This window comes from Treponema sp. OMZ 838 (assembly GCF_000775995.1).
In the GTDB taxonomy this organism is placed as follows: domain Bacteria; phylum Spirochaetota; class Spirochaetia; order Treponematales; family Treponemataceae; genus Treponema.
Window position 1 is genome coordinate 1,992,728 of record NZ_CP009227.1, and the last position, 22,281, is coordinate 2,015,008.

A 22,281-nucleotide genomic window follows, 5' to 3' on the forward strand; every position below is an offset into this window, starting at 1 on the left:
ATCTACTGCGTCGTTACGCAAAAGCGAATGCTCAACGTACAGTAAGTACGCCTCCGCTTCGCTTTTGCTAAACTCCTTGTATCTGCATCGTCTATTTTCAAAAGCGCTGGAAAGGCGGGGCATCTGCGTTGCATTGCCAAAAGTGTACAAGGATGTACACTTTTGGCAGCGATGTTTTTGCATAGCAAGAACTCGCTGCCGGTAGTTTTTAGAACTCGCCGGTATAACCTGCTTGCTTTATTTTTTGGCGTTCTTTTAATGAAAGTCTTGGACAATTTTGGAAAACATTTTCTCCATAGGAGATGGTATTTTGAGGAAGCTGTACGGCAGCTAAATTCTCGCAGTCTGAAAAAGCCTTTTCGCCGATACTGATAAGCCCTTCCGGGAAAGCTACTGACGTTAAACCGCACATTGAAAAAGCCTGTTCATTAATATTTTTAAGTCCTTCAGGGAAAACAACTGAAGTTAAATTTTTACATCCTGAAAAAGCCTTTTCTCCGATATTGTTGACTTTTCCTTCAAAAGTAACCGATGACAGCTTGATGCAATCTGCAAAAGCCTCTTCGCCGATACTTCCAACTTCTTTGTGGAAAGTAACTGTTGTAAGACTGGTATCATCATCATAATAATAGTGACATGAGAAAGCCCGTTTGCCGATAGTATCGACTTCTCCATGGAACGTAACTGATGTCAAATTATTGCAGTCATAAAAAGCTTTCTCTCCGACACTTTTAACCTTTTCTTGGAATGTAACTGATTGTAACCGAGCGCATTTTGCAAAAGCCCCTTTATCGATACTTTTAACTTCGCCCAGGAAAGTAACTGATATCAAATTATTGCAGCCATAAAAAGCCGATGCACCAATATTTTTAAGCCCTTTAGGGAAAGTAAGCGATGTGAAATTACTGTTGGGAAAAGCGGTTTCATCGATACTTTCAAGGTTCTCCGGGAAGATAATCGATGATAAATAAAAGCCATAGCGATAAAAAGCCTCCGGCCCGATTTCTTTTACCGGTATTTCTTCAATTTCGGTAGGAATGACCACATCTTTGCTTTCTCCTAAATACTGCTGAATAACAATACCGTCTTCTTTCTCATTTAAGTCGTACTTAAAATCAGTACTCGGATTTGCTCTCTGTGCATATAAGCTGCTTAGTCCTATGGTGCACAGCAGGACGGGGACCAACAAAGTACACATAATACTTCTTTTCTGTTTCATAAAATACTCCTTTTGCAATTTTTAGAAATTTCCTCCTATGCTTTACTTCTTCTTCAAATACTTCACGCTGTCGAGGGCGACGGCGGCGATGATGATAAAGCCTTTAAACACGAACTGTAAGTTGGTGTCGATGCCAAGGAAGGTTAGGCAGTACGTTAAACCGGTAAAGATGATAACGCCGAGCACCGCGCCTTCCAGCTTGCCGATACCGCCGTTAAACGAAATACCGCCGACTACGCAGGCCGCAATCGCGTCCAGCTCATACCCCTGTCCGGTACCTGCGCTCGCATTCGCCTTAAACGCCTCGAAGAAAGCTCCGAAGCCGTAGAAAATCCCCGCCATAATAAACACGCTCATCGTTACTTTGAATACGCTAATACCGCTCACGCTTGCGGCTTCGGCATTGCCGCCGACCGCGTACATATTCTTGCCGAGTACGGTCTTATTCCAGATAAACCACGCAATCGCAATCGCGATAACCGCAGGGATAATCAGCTTGGGGAAGGTTACCAATTCGCCGCCTACAACGCCGAGCACCCACCGGCCGCCGAAAAAGTCCTTAATACCGGCGTCGATGGAACCGACCGGCGTACCGCTCGTCCCGAAGAACAAGAGACCGTAGATAATCAGCTGAGTCGCGAGCGTCGAAATAAAGGGGTGAATTTTCAGCCACGCTGAAAAGAAGCCTGCAAAAGCGCTGAATATCACACAGAGGATGATGGAAATTCCAAGCGAAAGCACTACCCGTACCGGCATCGCCAGCGCGGTAAAATCCCACGGCCCCATACCGAAGAATGTTACGATATTCGTTCCCGGATGGAGAATTAAGCCGGTAACCACCGCGCCCATCGCGACCATACGGCCGACACTCAAGTCCGTACCGGCAAGCAGGATAAGCCCCGCAACGCCCAGCGCGTAGAACATACGCACCGAAGATTGCTCCAAAATCGTCAGGATATTGGAAATTGTCAATAAATTTCCGCTTCCCGACAGCGGAGCAACGATAATACACACCACAAAGAAGATTGCAATCGCAATGTACAATCCGTTTGCCAAAAAGAACTGCGCGGGGGTAAACTTATAAGCGTAATCTTTTAAGCCGAGTTTAAAATCCTCGGCAAAATTGGTTTTACTGTTGCGCAAATGGATATTTTTCTGTACCCGATCGACATACACCTGATGTTTTGCCGTTTTACACTTTCCGAGCGCTGCCTCATACTGATTTTTCGCATCGAAAAGCGCGGACTTAAACGCATTGTGTGCAGCGGTCAGTTCCTGCTGTACTTCCCGCCGTTCTTCCTCGGAGTTTTTCCCTGCAAAAGCGGCGGTAATCTCTTGCTTCTTTTTCTCCGCCGCCTCCGTAATGCTCTGTACCTTCTCCGCGTATTCCTGCTTATACCGCGCCGCCTTTGCATTTTCATTCTTTTTTACTTCCTGCTCAAAAGCGTCGGAAAGCGCATTCACCCGCTGTATCGCTTTATGCGTCAGTTCTTTTTCTTCATCCTTATACCGCGCCGCAACGGTCTTAGCCTCTTCAATCTGCTTGCGATACGCTGCAATCCGGGTGTTTTTTTCCTCGGCGCTTATCAATTTATTTTTGCGTACGGCGGCAATCTCCTGCGCCAGTGCGGAAACTTTGTTCACTCCGTTTTTTCGCAATGCATCAAGCCGCTCCGTATACTCGGCAAGAACGGCATCCTCATCCAAGAGCTTTGCCGTATCCGCCTGCGTAATTTGTTCCTGCGAGAACGTGTACTGTGTACTATTTTCGGGTGTATCTTTCATCCTATCCTCCGGTAAATTTCCGTGTTCAATTATATTTAATGATTTTCAGCTGTCCAATTATAAGTACCGAGCGGAAAGCCGCAGCAGCGCTTCCTGATCGGTGGTAGCGGTATCGACAATACCGGCAAGGCGGTAGTTCGACATAACGGCAATGCGGTTGGTAATGCCTAAAATTTCCGGCATCTCACTCGAAACAACGATAATCGTCTTTCCCGCTTTCGCCATATTGATAATAAGCTGATAAATTTCGTACTTCGCCCCGACGTCGATACCGCGGGTCGGTTCATCCAGCAAAAGAATGTCGGGCTGGCGTTCAAGCCATTTGCCGATAATCACCTTCTGCTGATTCCCTCCGCTCAACGCGCTAATCAGCTCATCCGCAGAAACACACTTTGTGTGCATCGTCTTTATTTCACGGTCGGCAGCCTCCTGCATTTTGCGGTTTGACAGCACGCCGAATGTTTTATAGGTTTCAATGTTCGCAATAACGGTATTAAATTTAATGGTAGCTTTACCGAACATCCCGTTGAACTTCCGCTCCTCGGTTACCAGCGCAAAGTTATAGTCCATTGCATCCTTCGCATTGGAAAAATGGAGCTTCTTACCGTCCAAGAGCATCTCGCCCGATGCAATAGTGCGAAGACCGAAGATGCTTTCTAAAAGCTCGCTCCGCCCCGCGCCGACCAGCCCGTACAGCCCGAAAATTTCTCCCTTTTTTACCGTAAAAGAAATATCCTTTAGCTGAGGTTCATAGCGGGTTGTAATATTCCGCACCTCAAAATAATCCTCCCCAACCTCATTATCCACATCGGGGAAGCGCTTTTCCAACGAACGTCCGACCATCGCCGAAATCAATTCATTCATATTCGTGTCATTGATATTCTTTGCCAGCGTCAGCCGTCCGTCGCGCAGTACCGCCACCTCGCTGCATATCTGAAAAATCTCATCCATTTTATGAGAGATATATACAAACGATACGCCCTTCTTGCTTAACGACCGTACAATAGAAAACAGTTTAATAACTTCCGGTTCCGTCAAAGAAGACGTCGGCTCATCCAGCACGATAACCTTCGCGTTATACGAAACAGCCTTCGCAATCTCTACCATCTGCCGCTGCGAAACGGACATCGTACGCATAATCGTGCGTGCATTCACATTCATTTTAAGAGACGCAAACAGCGCATCCGCATCCTTTTGCATCTTCACTTCATTCACCGCACCGAACCGCACAGGATACCTTCCTAAAAAGAGATTATCCATCACAGTACGGTCAAGGCATTGGTTCAGCTCTTGATGCACCATCGCCACACCGTTTTCCAGCGCATCCTTGGGAGACTTAAAATCGATCAATTTATTCTCAAGGAAAAAGCGTCCTTCGTCCTTCGCATAAATCCCAAACAGACACTTCATCATCGTCGATTTTCCGGCGCCGTTTTCACCCATCAGTCCGACAACCGCCCCTCTTTTCACCGTCAAACTGATATTTTCCAATACTTTGTTTTTAGCAAAAGACTTTGAAAGATTTTTAATTTCAAGTACCGTGTCTTCCATAGCTATTCCTTACATGGTTTTTTTCGGTTTCGGAGCGCGAAGCCCCTCTGTAGTGCATTCAACAACTTTTTTCTTCTTTATATATTAATTTTTACTATTATTTTGGGCGTTCCCTACTTCAAACGGCAAACGCGGCCTGCCGTTTGAAGTAGGTCGGGCTATCCGCTTGTATCTTTTTAGCGCTTCTGCAAAATCCTGCAGCGCTTCTCCTCGCGTCGAAGGCTGCCGTTGCAATACACCGGCGCTAAAAAGGATACCGCTTCTATCCCTAACACTGACAGGATGTCAGGAGTTTCCTATTTAGTACTTCAGCTTGCCGGTGTAGTCTGCGCCGGAGTTGGTCTTTACCATATTGACGGCGAATGCGTCAAAGTTGTTCAGGTTGGTAAAGCGATCCAAGCAGCTGGATTCGTTTTGTCCGTCGCCCTGTACGATTGTCAGATCGATGTTCAAAAGCGGAGCGTAGTATTTCAGTGCCGGAACATACGAAGAAGAAAGGAAGTTATCGGCAGAGTTGTAGATTGTCAATAATACCTTTTTCTTATCTGCCTGTGTCTGCTTGATGCCCATGTCACGGCTGCCGCCGGAGTAGTTCTGCCAGTTTTCGGCATTTACGCCTGAGTTTTCCGCCATAACGGCCTTTACGTCTGCCCAATACTGTACGGGCGCGGTGATCTTATTGCCGTATTTATCGGCGACGGAGATACCCTTGGTGTATACGTCCTCTCCGGTTAAACCGTCGAGCAAGTTGCGCAATACCTGCAATGTTGCAGTTGCCTGCGCATCCACGTTCTGAGAAACGGTTCCCGAAAGTTTGCCGTTTCCGATTGCTTCGATCGCGTCTGCGTTTGCATCATAACCGAAAATCGGAACGCCTGCCGGGTAGTTTGAAGCCTGTAAACAGCCCATTGCCATACCGTCGTTGTTGGAAACAACCATGTCGATCTGGTCTGCAAATTTGGTTGCCCAGCCGCCCATTGCTTCGGTTGCAGCGTTTGCATTCCATGTAGAACCGTCGGTTCCGGTCATCGCCTTTCCTTCAAGCTCTACGACCTTTAAGGTTTTTCCTGCGATGGTGAGAGAACCTGCCTGAACTACTCCCGGATCGGTGGAACCTGCCCACGTACCGAGTGCCCGTCTAATACCTTCCGTTCTCGCCTTGGAATCGTTATGTCCGACGTCGCCGATGCACAGTACATAGCCCAAAACACCGTCGCCGTTGCGGTCGATCGAAGCGTCAGCCTTTGCAAGGAAGTTCATAATCAGTTCCCCTTGAACGGCTCCGCCGCCTGCAGCGTCAAAACCGACATAGTAGGTCTTGTCGTTCCAGTTCATCGTTGTCATGTCGATTGCACCGGTCGTCGGATCGGACGGCTGCCGGTTAAAGAATACGAGCGGCTTATCCTTGTTGAGCGTCGCGGTGCTTTTCCCGCCGCAGCTTGCAAGAACCAAGAGGCTGCACGCCAGTACAGCCAATACAACTTTGTGAGATACTTTTGAAACATAGTTCATAGATATCTGCCTCCTCAAAATAAGTCATGCTTAACAGTGGCCCCGTTTTTGGGAAGCCAAAGCTAAGCCTCCGTATCTAACAGTTTTACCATTATTTACGGCTCACTGCCAGTACAATTCCGTATTATACTATATAAGTGCAAAATTTTCAAAATATTTTTTTATTTTTAATAGCACAATATGCAAAGCGAATGCATTGGAAACCGAATTTTAATGAAACAGGATGAATTGATTAGCTGCTTGCCCGCACACAACTTACCGCATACCCTTGAACGATAACCGAAAAATAACTAAAATACCTACTTATTGTAGAAAAATGAAGCAGGAGGGTGGCGTCATGGAAGACATATTGCACACGATAGAATTGGAAAAAGCATATAATCCTAAGGATTTTGAGGATAGAATCTATGCGGATTGGGAGAAGCAGGGCTGTTTTAAGCCGGTTAAAAAGACTGACGGTACCGGTAGATATGTCGTTGCCATTCCTCCCCCCAATGTAACCGGCGTTCTCCACATGGGACACGGTTTAAACAACGTGCTGCAGGATGTCGTTGTCCGCTATCACCGCATGAAGGGCGATGAAACGCTCTGGATACCCGGTACCGACCATGCCGGTATCGCAACGCAAAATGTGGTTGAACGCCAGCTGAAAGCGGAAGGCAAAACACGGCACGACCTCGGACGGGAAGCCTTCCTCAAACGTACGTGGGAGGTCAAAGAAAAGCACCACTCGATTATCACCAACCAGCTGCGTAAAATCGGCGCTTCCGTCGATTGGTCTCGGGAACGGTTTACGATGGACGAAGGGCTTTCCTATGCCGTCCGCACCGTATTCGTTACCCTCTATGAACGCGGGCTTATCTACCGCGGCAACTATCTGGTTAACTGGTGCCCTTCCTGCGGTACTGCGCTTGCCGATGATGAAGTTGACCATGAGGAGACCAAAGGGGGAATGTATCATATTTTATATCCCCTTGCCGATGAAAACGGTGCTCCTTCTGCGTCGGAATATATCGAAATAGCGACGACCCGTCCCGAAACGCTTTTGGGCGATACCGCCGTTGCCGTACACCCTGACGATCCCCGCTATACTCATTTAATAGGAAAGAAACTCGTGCTTCCCCTGACCGGCCGCTGTATCCCGATTGTTGCAGACAGCTATGTCGATAAGGAATTCGGGACGGGCGCCGTAAAAATAACCCCTGCCCACGACCCCAATGACTGGGAAGTCGGCAAGCGGCACAATCTCGAAGTTATCAATATATTAAACCCTGACGGTACGCTCAATGCGGCGGTACCCGAAAAATACCGCGGCATGACGGTGAAAGCCGCCCGTGAAGCGGTTATCGCCGATTTGGAGGCGATGGGCTTATTTAAAGAGAAAGAAAACATTAAACATGCCGTAGGGCATTGCTACCGCTGTCACAGCGTTGTAGAGCCGTATCTTTCGGAGCAATGGTTTGTCAAAATGAAGCCGCTTGCAGATAAAGCGCTTGCCGCGTGGAAAAAAGGCGAACTCGTGTTCTATCCGCAAAAATGGGAGAATACCTACAGTCATTGGATGGAAAATATCCGCGATTGGTGTATTTCGCGGCAGCTGTGGTGGGGGCACCGAATTCCGGTGTGGTATTGTAAAGACTGCGGTAAGATGACCGTTTCGGTAGAAGATGTAACCGAATGTCCCCACTGTAAGAGCGCCGCTCTCAAGCAGGATAGCGATGTGCTCGACACGTGGTTTTCAAGCTGGTTGTGGCCGTTCTCGACGCTCGGCTGGCCTGAAAAAACCGAAGATTTGCAGCGCTATTACCCGACCTCTGCCGTTATCACCGCGCATGATATTATCTTTTTCTGGGTTGCCCGTATGATTATGGCGGCGCTTGAATTTACCGGTACCGTTCCATTCCGAGATGTTTATCTGCATGACTTAGTGCGCGATAAACAAGGACGCAAGATGTCCAAATCGCTCGGTAACGGTATTGATCCGCTGAATATTATCGACGAGTACGGAGCCGATGCTCTTAAATTTACGCTCACCTTTATGTGCACGCAGGGGCAGGATATTCTTATCGATAACGAATCCTTTAAACTCGGCTCCCGCTTTGCCAATAAAATCTGGAATGCTTCGCGCTATATCTTAGGAAACCTCGAAGGGCGACGCATTGTTCCCGTTTCCGCCTCTGAATTAACCGAGCTTGACCGATGGATTTACCATACCCTCAACGAAACGGTTAAAAATGTGCGGGCAGCCTTTGAAGGGTACCGCTATAACGAGGTAGGGCATGGCATTTATGAATTCTTCTGGAATAATTTTTGTGACTGGTATGTTGAAGGGACAAAGCTTTCCTATAAGAGCGGAGATGATGCGGAAAAAGACCGGATAACCTCGGTACTGCTTGCCGTTTTGGAAGAATCGCTCCGGCTGCTGCACCCCGTGCTTCCTTTCGTTACCGAAGAAATTTACCGCAAACTCCCCGAACACTGTGCTGCCGGAGCTTCACACCGTGCAGAGGCGCTGATAACCGCCGATTATCCCGTCTATTGTGAAGAACGCATCGATACGGTAGCTGCTGCGCGCTTTACTGCGCTGCAAAATATCGTGCGGCTTATTCGTGCGCTCCGGGCGGAATGCGGTATCGATCCTCAGCTCAAACTGCATATCGCGCTCTATATCGAAGCAGGTTCTCCCGCGGCCGCTGCGTTTGAGAATATCGATTTAATTAAGCTATTGGCGGGACTCGCGGATATCGCGTTTATCGAAACCCCTGCCGCTAAGCCTGCAAATTCTATCGGGACGGTAGGCGCCGGCTTTGAAGCCTTTATCATTACCGGAACCGAGGTAGACCGCAGTCAATTGGCTGCGCGTTTTACAAAAGAGCTCGAAAAAGAAAAACAGGCAGTGTCCCGTTTAACGGCAAAGCTTTCGAATGCAAATTTTACGGATCATGCTCCGGCTGAGGTTGTCGAAGGGGAAAGAGAAAAGCTGCGCCAAGCGGAACGGCTGATTGAAAAGTTCACGCTGTATTTGCACGATCTCGTATAGTGCGGAAAAAAAGAGGATAAGAAGATGGAACAACACGAAGTAGCACTATTAAAAGGGATGTATCTTGCCCCTTATATTCACTTGGCGACCAGTTTACGGGGAAAAGCCCGCCATGCAGGCGGTAATATGTTTCGACATCAAATCGATACAATGGGTACGCTTATCGATTATGGCTATATCGACAGCATTTTGCTGAAAGCCTCAATCGTTCATGATGTATTGGAAGATGTGCCGGATTTTAATGTGAATGAATTGTTATCGATCGATTCGGAATCTTCCGCCGTCTATGAATTGGTTATGGAAGTTACCCGTCGTCCGGGGCAGTCAAAACCTGAATATTTGGAGCATATTATCAGGCATGGATCACAACGGGCAAAGGTTCTCAAGTGTGCCGACCGAATCAGTAATATGATCAGTTTGGGCTTTGTAAACGATCCTGAATTTATTAAACGGTATTGTAATGAAACTGAAGTGTATGTATTTCCGATTGCGCTGGAAGTAAATTTTGATATGTATAATGAATTGCTGTATCTGGTGCAGTCCCGTCTGCAATACCTTGCTGATTTTGAATTTCTGCATCAACACCGCAAAGACTCTGCTTCTGTTTAATAGATAGGAGGCTGCCGTTTTCAGCAGCCCCTTTTTTTATTTCGATCACTTATTCGTCGAAGTCGTCTTCAAAACCGTCATCATCGTCATAGGTATCATCAAAATCGTCATCGTCAAAATCATCATCGAAGTCGTCGTCAAAATCGTCATCGAAATCATCATCAAAGTCGTCGTCGCTAAAATCATCGTCAAAATCATCATTGCCGAAATCATCGTCAAAGTCGTCATCAAAATCATCGTCGTCATCAAAAGGAGCGGCCGATAAAAAACGATTTCCGAAAAAGAAAGAAACTTTGTTACTCATAGTGAACCATCCATTGTATTTTGGAATATCTTATAAAATCGTCTTAGAGGAAAGACGCTGCCGTTAGGTAAACAGCAAATGCATAATAATAAGAGTATACTACTCTGTCAACCGGTTTTAGATTCAATGTATATTAGCTTAACCGTGCAAGACATCGCCGGTATTTATCCGGATTAACCCTAAAAGCTACAATAGGATCGCCGCCCTCTTGGGTTGCCTTGCCGATTGCAGCCATGGCTTCTTCGATCATGCGGGGAGCAGGAATAAGCCGCCCTGCCCGTGTCGTAAGCCCGATGCCGAGTGATTTCTTAGTGGAATCATCCAAGAGCGCATTAATTTCGTCATAGAGACTACTTGCAATTTGCATTGCCTGATCCAACGGTGCATAAAAGATAATAATACCGAGAATATCTTTATTAAAAACAAACACCTTATGGATGCGGTCGAGTGTTGAACGCAGCAGATGAACAATTTGCTGATTATGAGGTATATCAGTTGCATGAATGAGCAGAAGTGTTAAGTCCTCTTCGGCTACAGCTGTTTCAGTAATTGCCGTTGTCAATTCTTCGATGAGTGTAGCTTGTTCAAGCGAATGACTGCTGCTGCGTGATGCACCTGAAAGCGGTGTGTTTTCGAAGGTAGTAACGGGCGGTTTTTTTGCGGATTCTTGTGTTTCGGTTGAGGTTTTCAATATTTGTGTATGATTTTCAAAGAAACCGTAATTCCTCGCGTCAAAACCCTGTTTACTATCCGCTTGCGGAGTCTCTGCCGTTTGTAAAATGTCCGTTTCAGCGCTATTTGAGGATACCGGACGTTCCGTATCCTTATCTGTGTTGCTTTGCCGATCTGCTGTGCTGTTTTCAAGCTGGGTATGTTGTGAGCCTGCTTGATATTCGGGGGCGCTTTGTTGGGGCTGTTCATCATCGTAGATATGGAGACGGTTGAGCGATTCAAGCTGTTCGTTTAACGGTAAAGACGAGACCGTCGTAGATATTTGCGCCTTATTTTTTTCCGTTGCAGGTTGTTCATGAGTATTCGGCATCTTTGCACGGATACTTAAACCTTCTGTTTGCAAGGAGGCTGAATTGTCCGGTTCGGCACAAGTTTCCGTCTGTGGTATGCTTGGCGGCTCATTAGTTGCTGTAGCAGCGGCACACTCGCCTGACTGAGCGGTATTCGAATCGGTTATATCCGTTTCGGAAGTGCGTATAGCACTTTTAAGCTCCGGTTTTTTTTCTGCTGCGGATTTGATATCCATATATGAAAAGATCAACACCAAGACGGTCATTAATACAATCAGCAGTAATAGAAAGAATACTATTTGACCGCGGTTAAAGACCGTTTCAATCGGAAGCATTTGGAGCGCCGCATGGACGGTCACGGTATTACCCGTTTCTTTAACCGGAATATGCGTTTGAGCAGCAGTAAAAAAGAGCGGCAGATTTTTTACTTCGACTACATATTGTTCATTATATGAAAAAATATCGGTGTTTTTCGGCCAGGTAAATACGATACCGGCACTATCCCGAATGAGAACTGCTTGAATATATTTGCTGTAGTTACGGCATAACTGTTCAAGCTGTATTTGCAGACGGGCAGGATTACCTTCTTGAGCGGATTCCGACAATATCTCGCCGGTATGCTGAGCAAATATCTTAAAGTTCTTCAATGCTTCCGTTTTTCCCGCAGCAGAATCGCTGTGAAGGGTAAAAACAAACCATAGCAAACTTCCAATAATAACAAGCAATGCGCATGCGGCATAGACTGACATCAATATTTTTTTCATCATAAATCAGTATACTCCGAAATGAATTCCGATACAAGTTCCATATCGGTCAAATTTCCTTTTCTATGAGCTTTACACCATGCAAGTGCAGGGAGCAGCGGCATGACGGCATTCCGGCCGTTTTGTTGTAAGGTTTTACTAAAAGATGCAAGAAATGCCGTGTACGGGAATTGTTGAAAATCAGTGGGTTGCCAGCGGGTGGCACTGTGTTTTTCCGCTTCAAAAGCCGCCCGGTAAGAATCCAAAAGTGCCGTTCGATAGGTGATGCCTTGCGCTGTCTGCTCGTTGTAGGTTTCGGTACGGAACATGAGGCGGATGAACGAGTGTTCTTGAGGGCTGATACGTGCTGCACTGCCGGCATATTGCGCCGAAAGATAGGTACCGCGGCTATATGCCTTGCCGCCGGTATAGGCAAAGTCCATTCCGCTGCATTCGATATGCCGGTAACCGAGTGCCTGTGCCGCATGGTAGGCTGCGACGGCAACAGTGCCGGAACCCGTAGCAAGCGGCGGAAAAGGGGAGAAAAGCGCGGCTGTTTGGACAAGCGGGTGCCCGCCTGCCGTAAAAAAGAAAGCATTGCCGTTTTTGTAAAAGCGGCGCGCTCCGGCGGGTTGTGCCGAAAGGTCGAAGATGCCTGTCGTTTCTTTAGGTATGACACCGATGGTATGCTGATATGAGATATGCTGCGGGTCAAGTGCGATGAAGAATTCCGGTGTAATACCGCTTGTGCATACGGCGGGAAAGGCTGTATCGGTACAAAAGACCGTGTACTGCTGCCGCTTTTTTTTCAACAATGATAAGCCTGCTTCCAAGCTTGGGCCTGCGCCCAATATGAGCGCTGTCCGGGCGGTATCAGTGTGAGGATATGCCGGTTTGACGGAACCTGCGAGGCGCAAATTGAAAAAGATATTGCGCAGCCAGATTTTTCCAAAATGTGCTTGAACCGAAAAATCCGCCTTGATTTTTTCGAGTGCGTGTTCGATCTTTTCCGGTAAATCTTTTACCTGAGCTTTATAGAATTCGCTCCATGTCCTTAGGATGTGATAGCCGAAGGTGCCATGTACGGACGGCAAATAGGCTGCTGTAAGTGCGGTTTCAAAAGCGCTGCTTGTGCAGGGCGGCAAGAGAAAGACCCTGCTATCGGCTAATAGCTCCGTATAGTCGATGAGTGAGAGCAGCTGCTTGAAGGATTCGTAATCCGATTCCGTAATTGCGCAAAATGATTGCGGATATGTATCTAAAAACACTTTGATGTGGATACCGTTGCCCAGTCCGCAAAAAAGCATAAAACCGGCTGCTGAAGTAAGGGCGCGTTCTGCCTCACGTACCGGATTATACAGGGACTGCAGCGCCTGTCCCGATGCAAAGAGCGGCACCGGCTCCCCAGTTTTTGCGGGTACGACGCCTTTATAGGCAGCTCCTCCTTGAGAGCGTTGGATATTTTCTGCGAGTTCCGGCTGTTTAAGGCGTATCGCAGCGAGGTTCATTTCTAAAACCGTCATGCTTCTATCCTTTTGATGAGCGCACCGAGTATGCGGCTTACCTGTTCCGACAAGTTTGTGTGCGCTTTGTTATCCGCAGGATTTTTTATCACATTACAGTAAGCGGTATAGCTGCATAAGGCGCATATCTGTTTTTCGAGGGTTGCCGTATCTTCCGCGAGCCGTGCCGGTTCCGCTGCAATTAACGCGGGTATTCCGGTACGCAGTGTGTTGAGCAGGGAATGCACTATCCGTGTGCGCTCCTGAGCGGATGGTGCAGGGTAGGATGTTACGGAAATCCGTGCCTTACCCCGTACTCCCGCTATTAGGTCAACCGGTTTGATATTCAGAAGCGGCGCTCCACCCGTACCGGCGCGGGCCAGTCTCCGTGCAGATTCCGGCGGCAGCTGCAAAAACCATTGCCGATAGGTTTCAAGCGATTGCGCTGCAAAGTTTTGGACGGCGAGTGCATCAGCAAGCGGATGTACTCTGTTCGTTTCGGCAAACAAGCGTGCGATACTTGCATGGGGCTGTGCATGGCTGAAACCTTTTGCAGCTGCCAAATCGACGCCGGCAAGTATGATGTTCCGGCCGCTATGCCGTAAAAGCAGTTCGCAGGCTGTGCCCGTTACAGTGCCGTTCTCTCTGGCGGTAAGCGGCTGTAGGTTTGCTGCCGTAAAAAGCGCTGATTCCAGCGGAGAATTGTATGAAAGCGGAACACAGGGATGCGTTTTGAGTATCGATGCGGGAATTGCCGCTTCGAGCGGAAAGGCAATCGGAACACTTGCAGGCAGCCGGTCAAAATGAGGTAATGCCCAATAGCCGGCGTCAGTACTGATGCAGAGGTCTATCGGGATATCCCGCGCCGTCAGCGCTGCACAAGCCGATGATACGGCAAGGATAGAGTAGGGGGCAGCCTGTGCTGCAGTGAGCTGTTCTAAGCTTGGGCCTGCCCCGGCTAAGATAAAATCCTGTGTTCCGAATTGCAGCGCTGCAGGCTGCTCAAGCCCGATAAAGTTATTGATCGTGTTTTGAAGCCACTTATTTCCAAAGAATGAACGGGTATGCATGATGCTCGTCAGCATATCGATTGTATTTCGAATATTTTTCCAGACTGTATCCGCCGCATCGGGAAAAGCTTTATCGGCAGCCTTCCAGCTGATAAAGCGGGTTCCGGCCAATTTTTCATCGGGTATATGTGAAAGTAAGAAAAAAGGCAAACTGCCGCTTCCCGGCCGCCAAACGGCGTCCCAGAGGGTATCGGAATCGGCAAAAGCTGTTTCGTTATACCGCACTGCGATACATTTTGTAGAGGGAAACTTTGCTTTCAGTACCGATGCAAGGTAGGATTCTCCCGGCTCGGTTATGACAATAATCGACGGATTGCCTTCAATAGCGGAAGCAAACTGTTCGGCTTCTTTGTGAGGGTTGTATTTTGAATGGAGACGAAAAGGAGGCATGAAAGCAATTAGCCGCTATGCAGGGGGGCATAGCGGCGCTAGGAAGTTTCTGTTATTAGGAAATGCCTAATTCTTCAAAAAGATGTTTATAAGTTTCAAAATATTCAGATTTGGCAAACTCTTCAATCTTCTTTTCGGGCAAGGCTTCCAACAGTTGATCCATGTAGGAAAGAACCGATTTAATCTCGTTTTTCAGTTCCAACGGAATAGAAATGGTTTCCCGCTTTCTGCTCGCAGCTTGCAACAATGTTTCCTGTTTCGGTTCTTCGGGAACGCTTTCGGTTTCCGGTTCCGATTCAAGCTCTGGAATTGCATCTTCAGCGGCGGTGTCCAATGCTTCGAACGTATCTTCATGGGCTCCAGATTGAGCTTCTTCGCCTTCCGATTCAATAGCAGGAACTTCTGCGATAAACGGTTCTCCGATAATTGCTTCTTTTATCGAATCTTCGCCGGCAGCTGAATCATCGTCAAACGGGTTCGGGAAATCTTCGTCATTTTGAAGTTCATGAATTGTGCGTTCTTCTTTCATTTCTTTAGAAGACTGTATTTCATTGTCAACCGCTTCCATGTTTTCAGAGGGAACTTCAATCTCCTGTTCCGTGGGAATATCGAAGGATTCTATATTGATATCTTCAAAATCGGCATCGTCATCCACAGACTCAGCGTCTTCAATATCTTCAAGTTCGGCTATTTCTTGATGATCTTCCGTATCTCCGTCAATAAGCCCCATATCTTCATCCGTAACTTCCGATTGATCGTCAAGGTAACTGAGATCTTCGGGCAGCGATGTAATGGGTGTGGGGTCTACATTAAAGACGGGATCGGATGCAAGGAGTTTTTCCCCTTCCGCCTCAGGTTTGTAATCGTTATTTGTCTCTTCCGAAGCCGGTTCCGCTATACTGTCTTCAAAAGCGTGATCGGCAGAGGCTGTTTCTTGTATTTCCGGATCAATATCTTTTGTAAGTACGGGCGGCACTTCATAGGTTTCGGTTGTTTCTGCCGGAGCTTCCTCATCGGCAGATGCCCGCTCTCCATCCTCGGCGTTCCGCTCTTCAGTGAAATCCGCAGTAATAAGGATATTATTTAGCTCATCCCCGGTGAGGGCAATCGTTTCGTCCGTGTCATCATCGCTGAAAAAGCCCGAACTTTCCGTATCGGCAGCTTTGTTTTCCGTATGTGCAGCAGCGTCTTTTACCGGTGCTTCGGAGGTTACTTTCGCTTGAGCCGTCATACCGGCTTTTAAGCTATTCAGCTCTGCTTTCAGATCGCTGATTTCGTGAGCAATTTGCATCAGTAATTCGGTTGCTTTATCTTGTTCAGCGGCGGTGCGTTGGAAAGGTACGGCTGTTGTATCCATAGTTTCTTTTGAATCCTTTTCCAAAGCAGGTTTCACCGGTTCTGCTTCAGGTTCGGTAACCTGCTGTGTTGAAAGTAAATCTTCTTTAACAGCTTCAACATCGTCAAAGAAAGCCGGCTCTTCCGTATGGGGAGATTTGTCGTCTGTCTCCGTACCGAAAATCGAAATATCGGCATTATCTTCTACAATCTGTGAGGATAGTGCCGAAAGCGGCTGCTCTTTTGCTCCTTCATCATCAGCTGTAACGTCAATGTCTAAAACGGTCTCTTCTTTTTGTTCGCTGTGTCCGGCTTCTTGCGTTTCGGAAGCGTCGTCTGCGAAGATATCGTTAAAATCATCGACTGTCTCAAAACCGTCGTCCGATCCGGAGCTTTCAGCCGGCGCTGCGTCTTCAAAATCTTCAAGAGAAATTTCACTGAAGTTTTCGAGCCCTGCCGGAAGTTCATTGGTGTTAGAATGTTGTTCGGTATCGTCGGTAATTTCGGTAAAATCAAGATCTATCGGTTCTTCTTCAACAAATGCTTCGGAGCTTTCTTTGGGCGCCGTTTCTGCAGAGGAGTCATCCGACAAAAAGTCATCCAAATCCAACGACTCAAAACTGTTTTCATCAAGCGCAATATCGGAAGTATCACTATCGCTATATGAAGGTGCAGGCGTTTCCAGCGGTATTTCGGTTGAAGTATTTATATCACTCAACTCGTCAAGTTCTGGTATTTCAGTATCTGCAGCCATATCCGAAAAAGAGAAATCATCATCAAAATTTATGCTATCTTGATCCGGTTCTATGTCGGAAGTACTTACAAATTGAGAATCGTCTGAATCGAGCGGTTCATTACTATCTTTCTTTTTCTTAAGCCATACACCATACATATCCAATTTTTCCGTGCTTTTACTGTCTATAGAAAAATTAGGATCATATAAATCATCGGTTTTGTTAAAATTATCCATAAACTTTCTCCACAAAGGGCTGTGTCATTATATCATGTATCGGCATACCCTGTATATAACATAAGTAACATAAACGGAAGTCTTGCCGAGAGTTTCTAAAAAATCCGGCATTCACAGGTGCTCCCCTACCGATTCAGTCGGTATCTTCAACTTTCTATTGTACCTTATTTCGAATAAAATTCAAGAAAATATTTATTTTGCCGTTATTAAAATCGAGTATGAAATTTTATTTGAAAGTTATTACGCCGATCTTCGTATTTGCGTTTGTTTATAGCTTTTTGAGTATGTGCTTTGGAGCACGCGGTTTTTTTGCATGTCAGCAGTTGAGAAGGCAGCACGAAGCTCTTGTGCAGCACGTACAGCTTCTATCCGATATTGGGGAAGATCTGAATATTCGTATCGCGAATTTGTCTTCCGATCCTCAGACCATCGCTGTGTATGCGCATGAATTGGGCTATGTTCAAAAAAACGAACGGCTTATCAAATTGATGAACTTTTCCGGGACGGCGGAGCGCACCGAGGATGTCGGTGTCGTGTATCTGATAGAGGCTCCGCGCTATCTGCCGGATGCCGTATGCAAAACGATTGCCGTTTCCATGAGTATTATCGTTATTATGTGCGAGATGATTGTGAGCAAAAAGAATGCGTATTCAAAAAAAAGCGTCTAATTCGGCGGATGCCGCCGCTGCGGAACTCAGGCGTGGAAATATCGTGGTTATTCCAACCGATACGATTTACGGATTTTCCGGGTTGATCGGTAAGACTGCCGAGGCAATTGCCCGTATTAAAGGAAGAGCTGAAGATAAACCGTTTATCGCCCTCATCGCCGAACCGGAGGATATTTACCGCTATACCGATCTAAAAATTCCCGAACATATTTTGAACCTGTGGCCTGCACCGCTGACGCTTATCGTGCCGTTAAAAGGGCAGGGCACACAGGCATTTCGCTGTCCCGCGGATGATTGGCTGCGCGGTGTCGTTGCTGCAGCGGGAGATGCAGTGTATTCGACGAGTGTTAACCGTTCGGGAACCCCGCCCCTCACCGATATAGAGGCGATTTGCCGCGAATTTGAGGATTCCGTTTCGTTAATTGTCGATGACGGTAATCTTGAGGGGCTTCCTTCTACTCTCGTGGATTTGACTTCCGGCACTCCCCGCGTGCTCCGCCAAGGTTCTGTTGTTATCGATTAAGCAAAGAGAAGATGGGCTATCCGTGCGGATGAGCTTTGTGGTACAGCTCTTGGAGCTGGGCTGCCGTGATGTGGGTGTAGCGTTGGGTGGTTGCGATATTGCTGTGTCCCAGCAGTTCCTGCACAACCCGTATGTCTGCTCCGCGCGTGATGAACATCGAGGCAAAGCTGTGCCGGAAAGCGTGCGGCGTCAGCTTTTTATAGTTCGGGAGAAGGGCTGTGTATCGGTTGATGATGTACCGGATGCCCTGTGTTGTAAGCGCGCCGCCGCGGCAGTTTAAAAAAAGCGCGTCTTCGGCAATCGCAGTTTTTAAGCCGTCCTGTTCTTTTAGGTATGCAATCAGTTCCGCCCGCTCCGTCAAATACCGCTGTACCGCTTCCCGTGCAAAGTCCGCAAAGAACACCTTGCGTTCTTTGCTTCCTTTTCCTTGTACGATTGCCCAGCTGCAATCTCCCTTTAAATCCGTTATTTTGAGTCCTTGCAGCTCCGCCGCGCGGCAGCCGGTAGAGTAGAGCGACGAAAAGATCGCTGCATCGCGGGCGTACCATAAAATGCCCGCTTCTTTGGGAAATTCACAGAAGCGTTCCGCTTCATCAGGAAAGAGGAAGCGGGGCAGCTTGTCCGGCTGTTTGAGGTTGCGGACAACCGCGGCGGGGTTCGTGGAGCAGAGCCCTTTCTGCAGGGCATAGCGATACAAGCCCCTCACACAGGAGAGGGTTCGGTTAATGCTTGCCGGTGCAAAATGCCGGTTACCGAGCTCTGCAACAAAGACACGTATCTGTGTTTTCGTAACTTCGGTAAAGGCCAGCTCATTGTCCGCAAGCCAGTCCGAAAAAAGCTTGAGGTCGCTCCGGTATGCCTCGATTGTCTTTTCCGAAAAGTGCCGCACGCCTGCGCTGTAGGCGAGGTAGTCTTCAAAGACCGTATTCATCGGCTAGTCGATATCCCGGTCTTCAATGCCTTCGACAACGCTATGAAGATAATCGCAATCGGGATTTACACAGGCTTTGTAGCTTCCGTTCTTTTTATCGTATTTTTCAACCATGAACCAGCCGCATTTGGGGCACGCCGAGTTGATAGGCTTAAAATGAGAGATAAAATTACACGTTGGAAAGTTGGTACAACCGAAGAATTCTTTGCCCCGCCCTTTTGCCCGCCGGGATACGATGTCGCCGCCGCATCCGGGACGCGGGCATTTAGCCAATGGAATGGATTTGGTATTGCGGCATTCCGGAAATCCTTCGCATGCCAAGAAAAAGCCGAAGCGGCCGAGCTTTTTCATCATTCTTTTGCCGCATTTTTCGCAGGTAAAGTTTGTCGGCTCATCGAGGCTTCCTTTCAAACTGCCTAAATGCGCCATCACCGAATCCACCTGTGTGATGAATGGGGTATAAAAGGAGCCGATAATCTTTGACCAGTCGGCATTGTGTTCTTCTATTTCGTCCAGCTTTTGTTCCATACCGGCGGTAAAGTTGACGTCGATTACGTCGTTGAAGTTTGCGACTAACAGATCGTTGATTATTCTGCCGAGCTGAGTGGGAACAAGCTGTTTATTGGAGCGGTTAACGTAATAACGGTCGAGCAGTACCGAAATAATCGGCGCATACGTCGAGGGGCGCCCGATACCTTTTTGTTCCAGCATTTTAACGATACTTGCGTCGGTATAGCGGGCGGGCCCCTGCGTAAAATGCTGTTCGGGTGTCAGGCTGTCTACCGTCAGGGTGTCGCCGGTTTTTAACGCCGGTAATGCCTTGCCTTTTTCTTCTTTTGAAAGGAGGAGATTCAGCACCGAATAGAAACCTTTGTCCGTTACCTTGGTAGAAGCCGTTCTAAAGACGGCATCTCCTGCGGAAATTTCATAGCTGAGCGTTTCGGTCTTTGCACCGGTCATCTGGCTCGCGGTAAAGCGTTCCCAGATAAGGGTATAGAGGCGCAGTTGGTCGCGGTTGAGATAGTCTTTCAGATAATCGGGCGTATAATGAGCGTAAGTCGGGCGGATACCTTCGTGGGCATCCTGCGCTTTTGCTCCGACGCTGTAGAAATTGGGTTTTTCCGGCAAGTAGGCGGGATATTGCTCGCCGATCCATTTGCGTACTTCCGTAAGAGCAACATCGGAGATACGTACCGAGTCGGTACGCATATAGGTGATTAAACCGACGCGGCTTGAGCCGACGGCGATACCTTCGTACAACTGTTGAGCAATCTGCATTGTCTTACGGGAGGTAAAGCCGAGCCTATTTGCTGCCGTTTGCTGCATCGTGGAGGTTGTAAACGGCGGTTTCGGATTGATGGTCTTTTGCGTGCTTTTGACATCGGTAACCGTTGCCTCTTTTCCGCTCAATACATCGATAATCGCCTGTACCTCCCGCTCGTTCTTCAGCGCCGGTTTTTCTCCGTTATATAATGCGAGTTGGGCGTTAAAGGCTGTTTTCCCCTTTTTAAAAGCTCCTTCCAGTGTCCAAAATTCTTCGGGGATAAAACTTTCTACCTCCGCTTCCCGTTCGCAGATGAGGCGCAGCGCAACCGACTGTACCCGCCCCGCGGAAAGCCCGTTCTTTACTTTTTGCCAAAGCAGCGGAGAAAGGTTGTAGCCGACAAGCCGGTCGAGTACGCGGCGGGCTTTTTGCGCATTCACCTTTGCCTCATCGATATCCATAGGATTCTGCACGGCGGTTTTAATCGCCTGCGGAGTGATTTCGTTAAAGACGATACGGTTGATAGGCACATCTTCGCATTTTTCCCGTATCGCATTGCACAGATGATAGGCGATTGCCTCCCCTTCGCGGTCATTATCACTTGCGAGAAAGACGTGTTGAGCATTTTTTGCATCTTGCTGCAGCTCTTTTAAGAGTTTAGCTCTGCCGCGCACGGTGATATATTCGGGCTGAAAGCCGTGTTCGATATCGATTGCGATACGGGACTTCGGCAGATCGATCAGGTGCCCCATCGAAGCCTTAACCGTATAGCCGCTGCCTAAATACTTTTCGATTGTTTTTGCTTTTGCCGGAGACTCTACGATAATTAAGTTTGTTTTTTCGTTTTTGCTGCGGTTTTCTTCGCCATATTATGGTGCTCCTTTCTCAAACAAAGGTAGTTGTATGTGCTGCTCTCTCTGTAAATACTGCAAGGTCGGATGTGCCCATTCGCGTAAAAGGTCGCCGGCATGTTCTACCGGAATCGCTCCGTCCTCAGCAAGTTTTTTGCAGCCGGTATTCTGTACGGAATCCTGCATTCCGGCGTATATGCATACGTCGCGTCCTTGCTCAAGGGCAAAGTCCGCCGTAATAAGCGCCCCTGATTTCGCCGGCGCTTCGACGACAACGGTTGCGCGGGCTAACCCCGAAATAATCCGGTTACGCTGCGGAAAGCGGTAGGCAAGCGGCAGCTCCCCGGGCGCATATTCGCTGAGGATGCACCCGCCCGTTTCCAGTATCCGGCCTGCGAGCCGTGCATTGCTCTGCGGGTAGAGCCGGTCAAGTCCGCAGGCGAGTACAGCCGTCGTGAGGCCGCCGCCTTCCAAGGCTCCCCGGTGCGCAAAGGTGTCGATACCGCGTGCCAGCCCCGAAAGAACGGGGATGCCGGCGTGCCCGCATTCGGTGCCCAGCTGCAGTGCCGCCTTAATGCCGTTTCCTGTCGGGCGGCGTGTGCCGACAATCGCCGCTGCGGGCGTATCGGCCTGCGGTAAGACGCCGCGGTAGTACAGCAAAAAAGGCGCATCGGGAATTTCCCGCAGCAGGGGAGGGAAGTCGGCGTCATCGTAAAACGTCATGTTGATTCGGCAATACTTCATCAGCGCTTCAGCTTTTTCCACTGCCTGCGGCAGCTGTTCGGGCTTATAACTGCGTGTGCGGAGTGTCCGCTGTATCAGCCTGCTCAGCGTATCTATTGAACTTACTGTAAGTGCTTGCAAAGTGTCAAGCGTGCGGGCAAGTAAAAGGCGCTCGCTGCCCTTTAGAAAAGAGCAATAAGAGAGCGCAATGTAGAGTTTCCGCTTTTCAGAATCGGTTTTTGTATTCATTATTATAGTTTTTGTCGAAT

Annotated in this window: 16 protein-coding genes; 4 read left to right on the forward strand and 12 right to left on the reverse strand. The window is 48.0% G+C overall.

Features of this window, described 5'->3' with window-relative positions; genetic code table 11:
• Positions 1-208 precede the first annotated feature (208 nt).
• The 4 genes from QI63_RS12460 to QI63_RS09130 form a co-directional block, all read right to left on the reverse strand.
• Positions 209-1,219, reverse strand: coding sequence for a leucine-rich repeat domain-containing protein (locus QI63_RS12460; RefSeq protein WP_052185532.1), 1,011 nt, complete (start codon positions 1,217-1,219; stop codon positions 209-211).
• Between the two features lie 42 nt (positions 1,220-1,261).
• Entirely contained in the window at positions 1,262-3,004 is a 1,743-nt protein-coding gene (locus tag QI63_RS09120; RefSeq protein WP_044015730.1) for an ABC transporter permease subunit, read from the reverse strand.
• Positions 3,005-3,061: 57 nt separating this feature from the next.
• Entirely contained in the window at positions 3,062-4,555 is a 1,494-nt protein-coding gene (locus tag QI63_RS09125; protein WP_044015731.1) for a sugar ABC transporter ATP-binding protein, read from the reverse strand.
• A gap of 300 nt (positions 4,556-4,855) precedes the next feature.
• Positions 4,856-6,067 (reverse strand): substrate-binding domain-containing protein, encoded by a 1,212-nt coding sequence (locus QI63_RS09130; RefSeq protein ID WP_044015734.1) that lies wholly within the window; start codon positions 6,065-6,067, stop codon positions 4,856-4,858.
• A gap of 337 nt (positions 6,068-6,404) precedes the next feature.
• Here QI63_RS09130 and QI63_RS09135 point away from each other — a divergent pair, with 337 nt between their 5' ends.
• Together QI63_RS09135 and QI63_RS09140 are read left to right on the forward strand one after the other, a co-directional pair.
• Positions 6,405-9,107, forward strand: a complete 2,703-nt coding sequence (locus QI63_RS09135) for a valine--tRNA ligase (protein ID WP_044015736.1) — start codon at positions 6,405-6,407, stop codon at positions 9,105-9,107.
• A 24-nt stretch (positions 9,108-9,131) separates the two neighbouring features.
• Positions 9,132-9,716, forward strand: coding sequence for a hypothetical protein (locus QI63_RS09140; protein WP_044015738.1), 585 nt, complete (start codon positions 9,132-9,134; stop codon positions 9,714-9,716).
• Between the two features lie 49 nt (positions 9,717-9,765).
• On the opposite strand, the gene QI63_RS09145 is transcribed toward QI63_RS09140, so the two are convergent.
• The 5 genes from QI63_RS09145 to QI63_RS09165 all read right to left on the reverse strand — a co-directional run bounded on the left by QI63_RS09145 (position 9,766) and on the right by QI63_RS09165 (position 17,052).
• A complete protein-coding gene (locus tag QI63_RS09145) occupies positions 9,766-10,020 on the reverse strand; it encodes a hypothetical protein (protein ID WP_044015740.1) in 255 nt (84 codons plus the stop codon).
• 133 nt (positions 10,021-10,153) lie between these two features.
• Positions 10,154-11,809 carry a hypothetical protein gene (locus QI63_RS09150; RefSeq protein WP_044015743.1) on the reverse strand — a complete coding sequence of 552 codons (1,656 nt, stop codon included), beginning with the start codon at positions 11,807-11,809 and terminating at the stop codon, positions 10,154-10,156.
• Positions 11,806-13,308, reverse strand: coding sequence for a motility associated factor glycosyltransferase family protein (locus QI63_RS09155; RefSeq protein ID WP_044015745.1), 1,503 nt, complete (start codon positions 13,306-13,308; stop codon positions 11,806-11,808). The genes QI63_RS09150 and QI63_RS09155 overlap by 4 nt, the downstream gene beginning before the upstream one ends.
• Complete coding sequence (locus QI63_RS09160) at positions 13,305-14,747, reverse strand: 6-hydroxymethylpterin diphosphokinase MptE-like protein (protein WP_044015747.1); 1,443 nt, start codon at positions 14,745-14,747, stop codon at positions 13,305-13,307. Before QI63_RS09160 ends, QI63_RS09155 begins: the two co-directional genes overlap by 4 nt.
• Before the next feature lie 55 nt (positions 14,748-14,802).
• On the reverse strand, positions 14,803-17,052 hold the full coding sequence (locus QI63_RS09165) for a midas domain-containing protein (RefSeq protein WP_044015749.1): 2,250 nt from the start codon (positions 17,050-17,052) through the stop codon (positions 14,803-14,805).
• A gap of 218 nt (positions 17,053-17,270) precedes the next feature.
• Here QI63_RS09165 and QI63_RS09170 point away from each other — a divergent pair, with 218 nt between their 5' ends.
• Together QI63_RS09170 and QI63_RS09175 are read left to right on the forward strand one after the other, a co-directional pair.
• A complete protein-coding gene (locus tag QI63_RS09170) occupies positions 17,271-17,720 on the forward strand; it encodes an FtsB family cell division protein (RefSeq protein WP_044015750.1) in 450 nt (149 codons plus the stop codon).
• Entirely contained in the window at positions 17,695-18,243 is a 549-nt protein-coding gene (locus QI63_RS09175) for an L-threonylcarbamoyladenylate synthase (RefSeq protein ID WP_044015753.1), read from the forward strand. The genes QI63_RS09170 and QI63_RS09175 overlap by 26 nt, the downstream gene beginning before the upstream one ends.
• 16 nt (positions 18,244-18,259) lie before the next feature.
• On the opposite strand, the gene QI63_RS09180 is transcribed toward QI63_RS09175, so the two are convergent.
• Genes QI63_RS09180 through dprA form a run of 3 tightly spaced genes read right to left on the reverse strand, consistent with a single transcriptional unit; the run spans position 18,260 to position 22,261 of the window.
• Positions 18,260-19,174 (reverse strand): tyrosine-type recombinase/integrase, encoded by a 915-nt coding sequence (locus QI63_RS09180; RefSeq protein WP_044015756.1) that lies wholly within the window; start codon positions 19,172-19,174, stop codon positions 18,260-18,262.
• 3 nt (positions 19,175-19,177) lie between these two features.
• A complete protein-coding gene (gene topA, locus QI63_RS09185) occupies positions 19,178-21,265 on the reverse strand; it encodes a type I DNA topoisomerase (RefSeq protein WP_044015757.1) in 2,088 nt (695 codons plus the stop codon).
• Positions 21,266-21,307: 42 nt separating this feature from the next.
• Positions 21,308-22,261, reverse strand: a complete 954-nt coding sequence (gene dprA / locus QI63_RS09190) for a DNA-processing protein DprA (RefSeq protein ID WP_044015759.1) — start codon at positions 22,259-22,261, stop codon at positions 21,308-21,310.
• Positions 22,262-22,281 lie beyond the last annotated feature (20 nt).

What these genes read in the sequence shown, in the direction of transcription:
- QI63_RS09175 (WP_044015753.1), top strand. Translation starts at nt 17,695, where the DNA reads ATGCGTATTCAAAAAAAAGCGTCTAATTCGGCGGATGCCGCCGCTGCG.
- QI63_RS09120 (WP_044015730.1), bottom strand. Translation starts at nt 3,004, where the DNA reads ATGAAAGATACACCCGAAAATAGTACACAGTACACGTTCTCGCAGGAA.
- QI63_RS09155 (WP_044015745.1), bottom strand. Translation starts at nt 13,308, where the DNA reads ATGACGGTTTTAGAAATGAACCTCGCTGCGATACGCCTTAAACAGCCG.
- QI63_RS09125 (WP_044015731.1), bottom strand. Translation starts at nt 4,555, where the DNA reads ATGGAAGACACGGTACTTGAAATTAAAAATCTTTCAAAGTCTTTTGCT.
- QI63_RS09145 (WP_044015740.1), bottom strand. Translation starts at nt 10,020, where the DNA reads ATGAGTAACAAAGTTTCTTTCTTTTTCGGAAATCGTTTTTTATCGGCC.
- QI63_RS09130 (WP_044015734.1), bottom strand. Translation starts at nt 6,067, where the DNA reads ATGAACTATGTTTCAAAAGTATCTCACAAAGTTGTATTGGCTGTACTG.
- QI63_RS09140 (WP_044015738.1), top strand. Translation starts at nt 9,132, where the DNA reads ATGGAACAACACGAAGTAGCACTATTAAAAGGGATGTATCTTGCCCCT.
- QI63_RS09180 (WP_044015756.1), bottom strand. Translation starts at nt 19,174, where the DNA reads ATGAATACGGTCTTTGAAGACTACCTCGCCTACAGCGCAGGCGTGCGG.
- QI63_RS12460 (WP_052185532.1), bottom strand. Translation starts at nt 1,219, where the DNA reads ATGAAACAGAAAAGAAGTATTATGTGTACTTTGTTGGTCCCCGTCCTG.
- dprA (WP_044015759.1), bottom strand. Translation starts at nt 22,261, where the DNA reads ATGAATACAAAAACCGATTCTGAAAAGCGGAAACTCTACATTGCGCTC.
- QI63_RS09160 (WP_044015747.1), bottom strand. Translation starts at nt 14,747, where the DNA reads ATGCCTCCTTTTCGTCTCCATTCAAAATACAACCCTCACAAAGAAGCC.
- QI63_RS09150 (WP_044015743.1), bottom strand. Translation starts at nt 11,809, where the DNA reads ATGATGAAAAAAATATTGATGTCAGTCTATGCCGCATGCGCATTGCTT.
- QI63_RS09170 (WP_044015750.1), top strand. Translation starts at nt 17,271, where the DNA reads ATGAAATTTTATTTGAAAGTTATTACGCCGATCTTCGTATTTGCGTTT.
- QI63_RS09135 (WP_044015736.1), top strand. Translation starts at nt 6,405, where the DNA reads ATGGAAGACATATTGCACACGATAGAATTGGAAAAAGCATATAATCCT.
- QI63_RS09165 (WP_044015749.1), bottom strand. Translation starts at nt 17,052, where the DNA reads ATGGATAATTTTAACAAAACCGATGATTTATATGATCCTAATTTTTCT.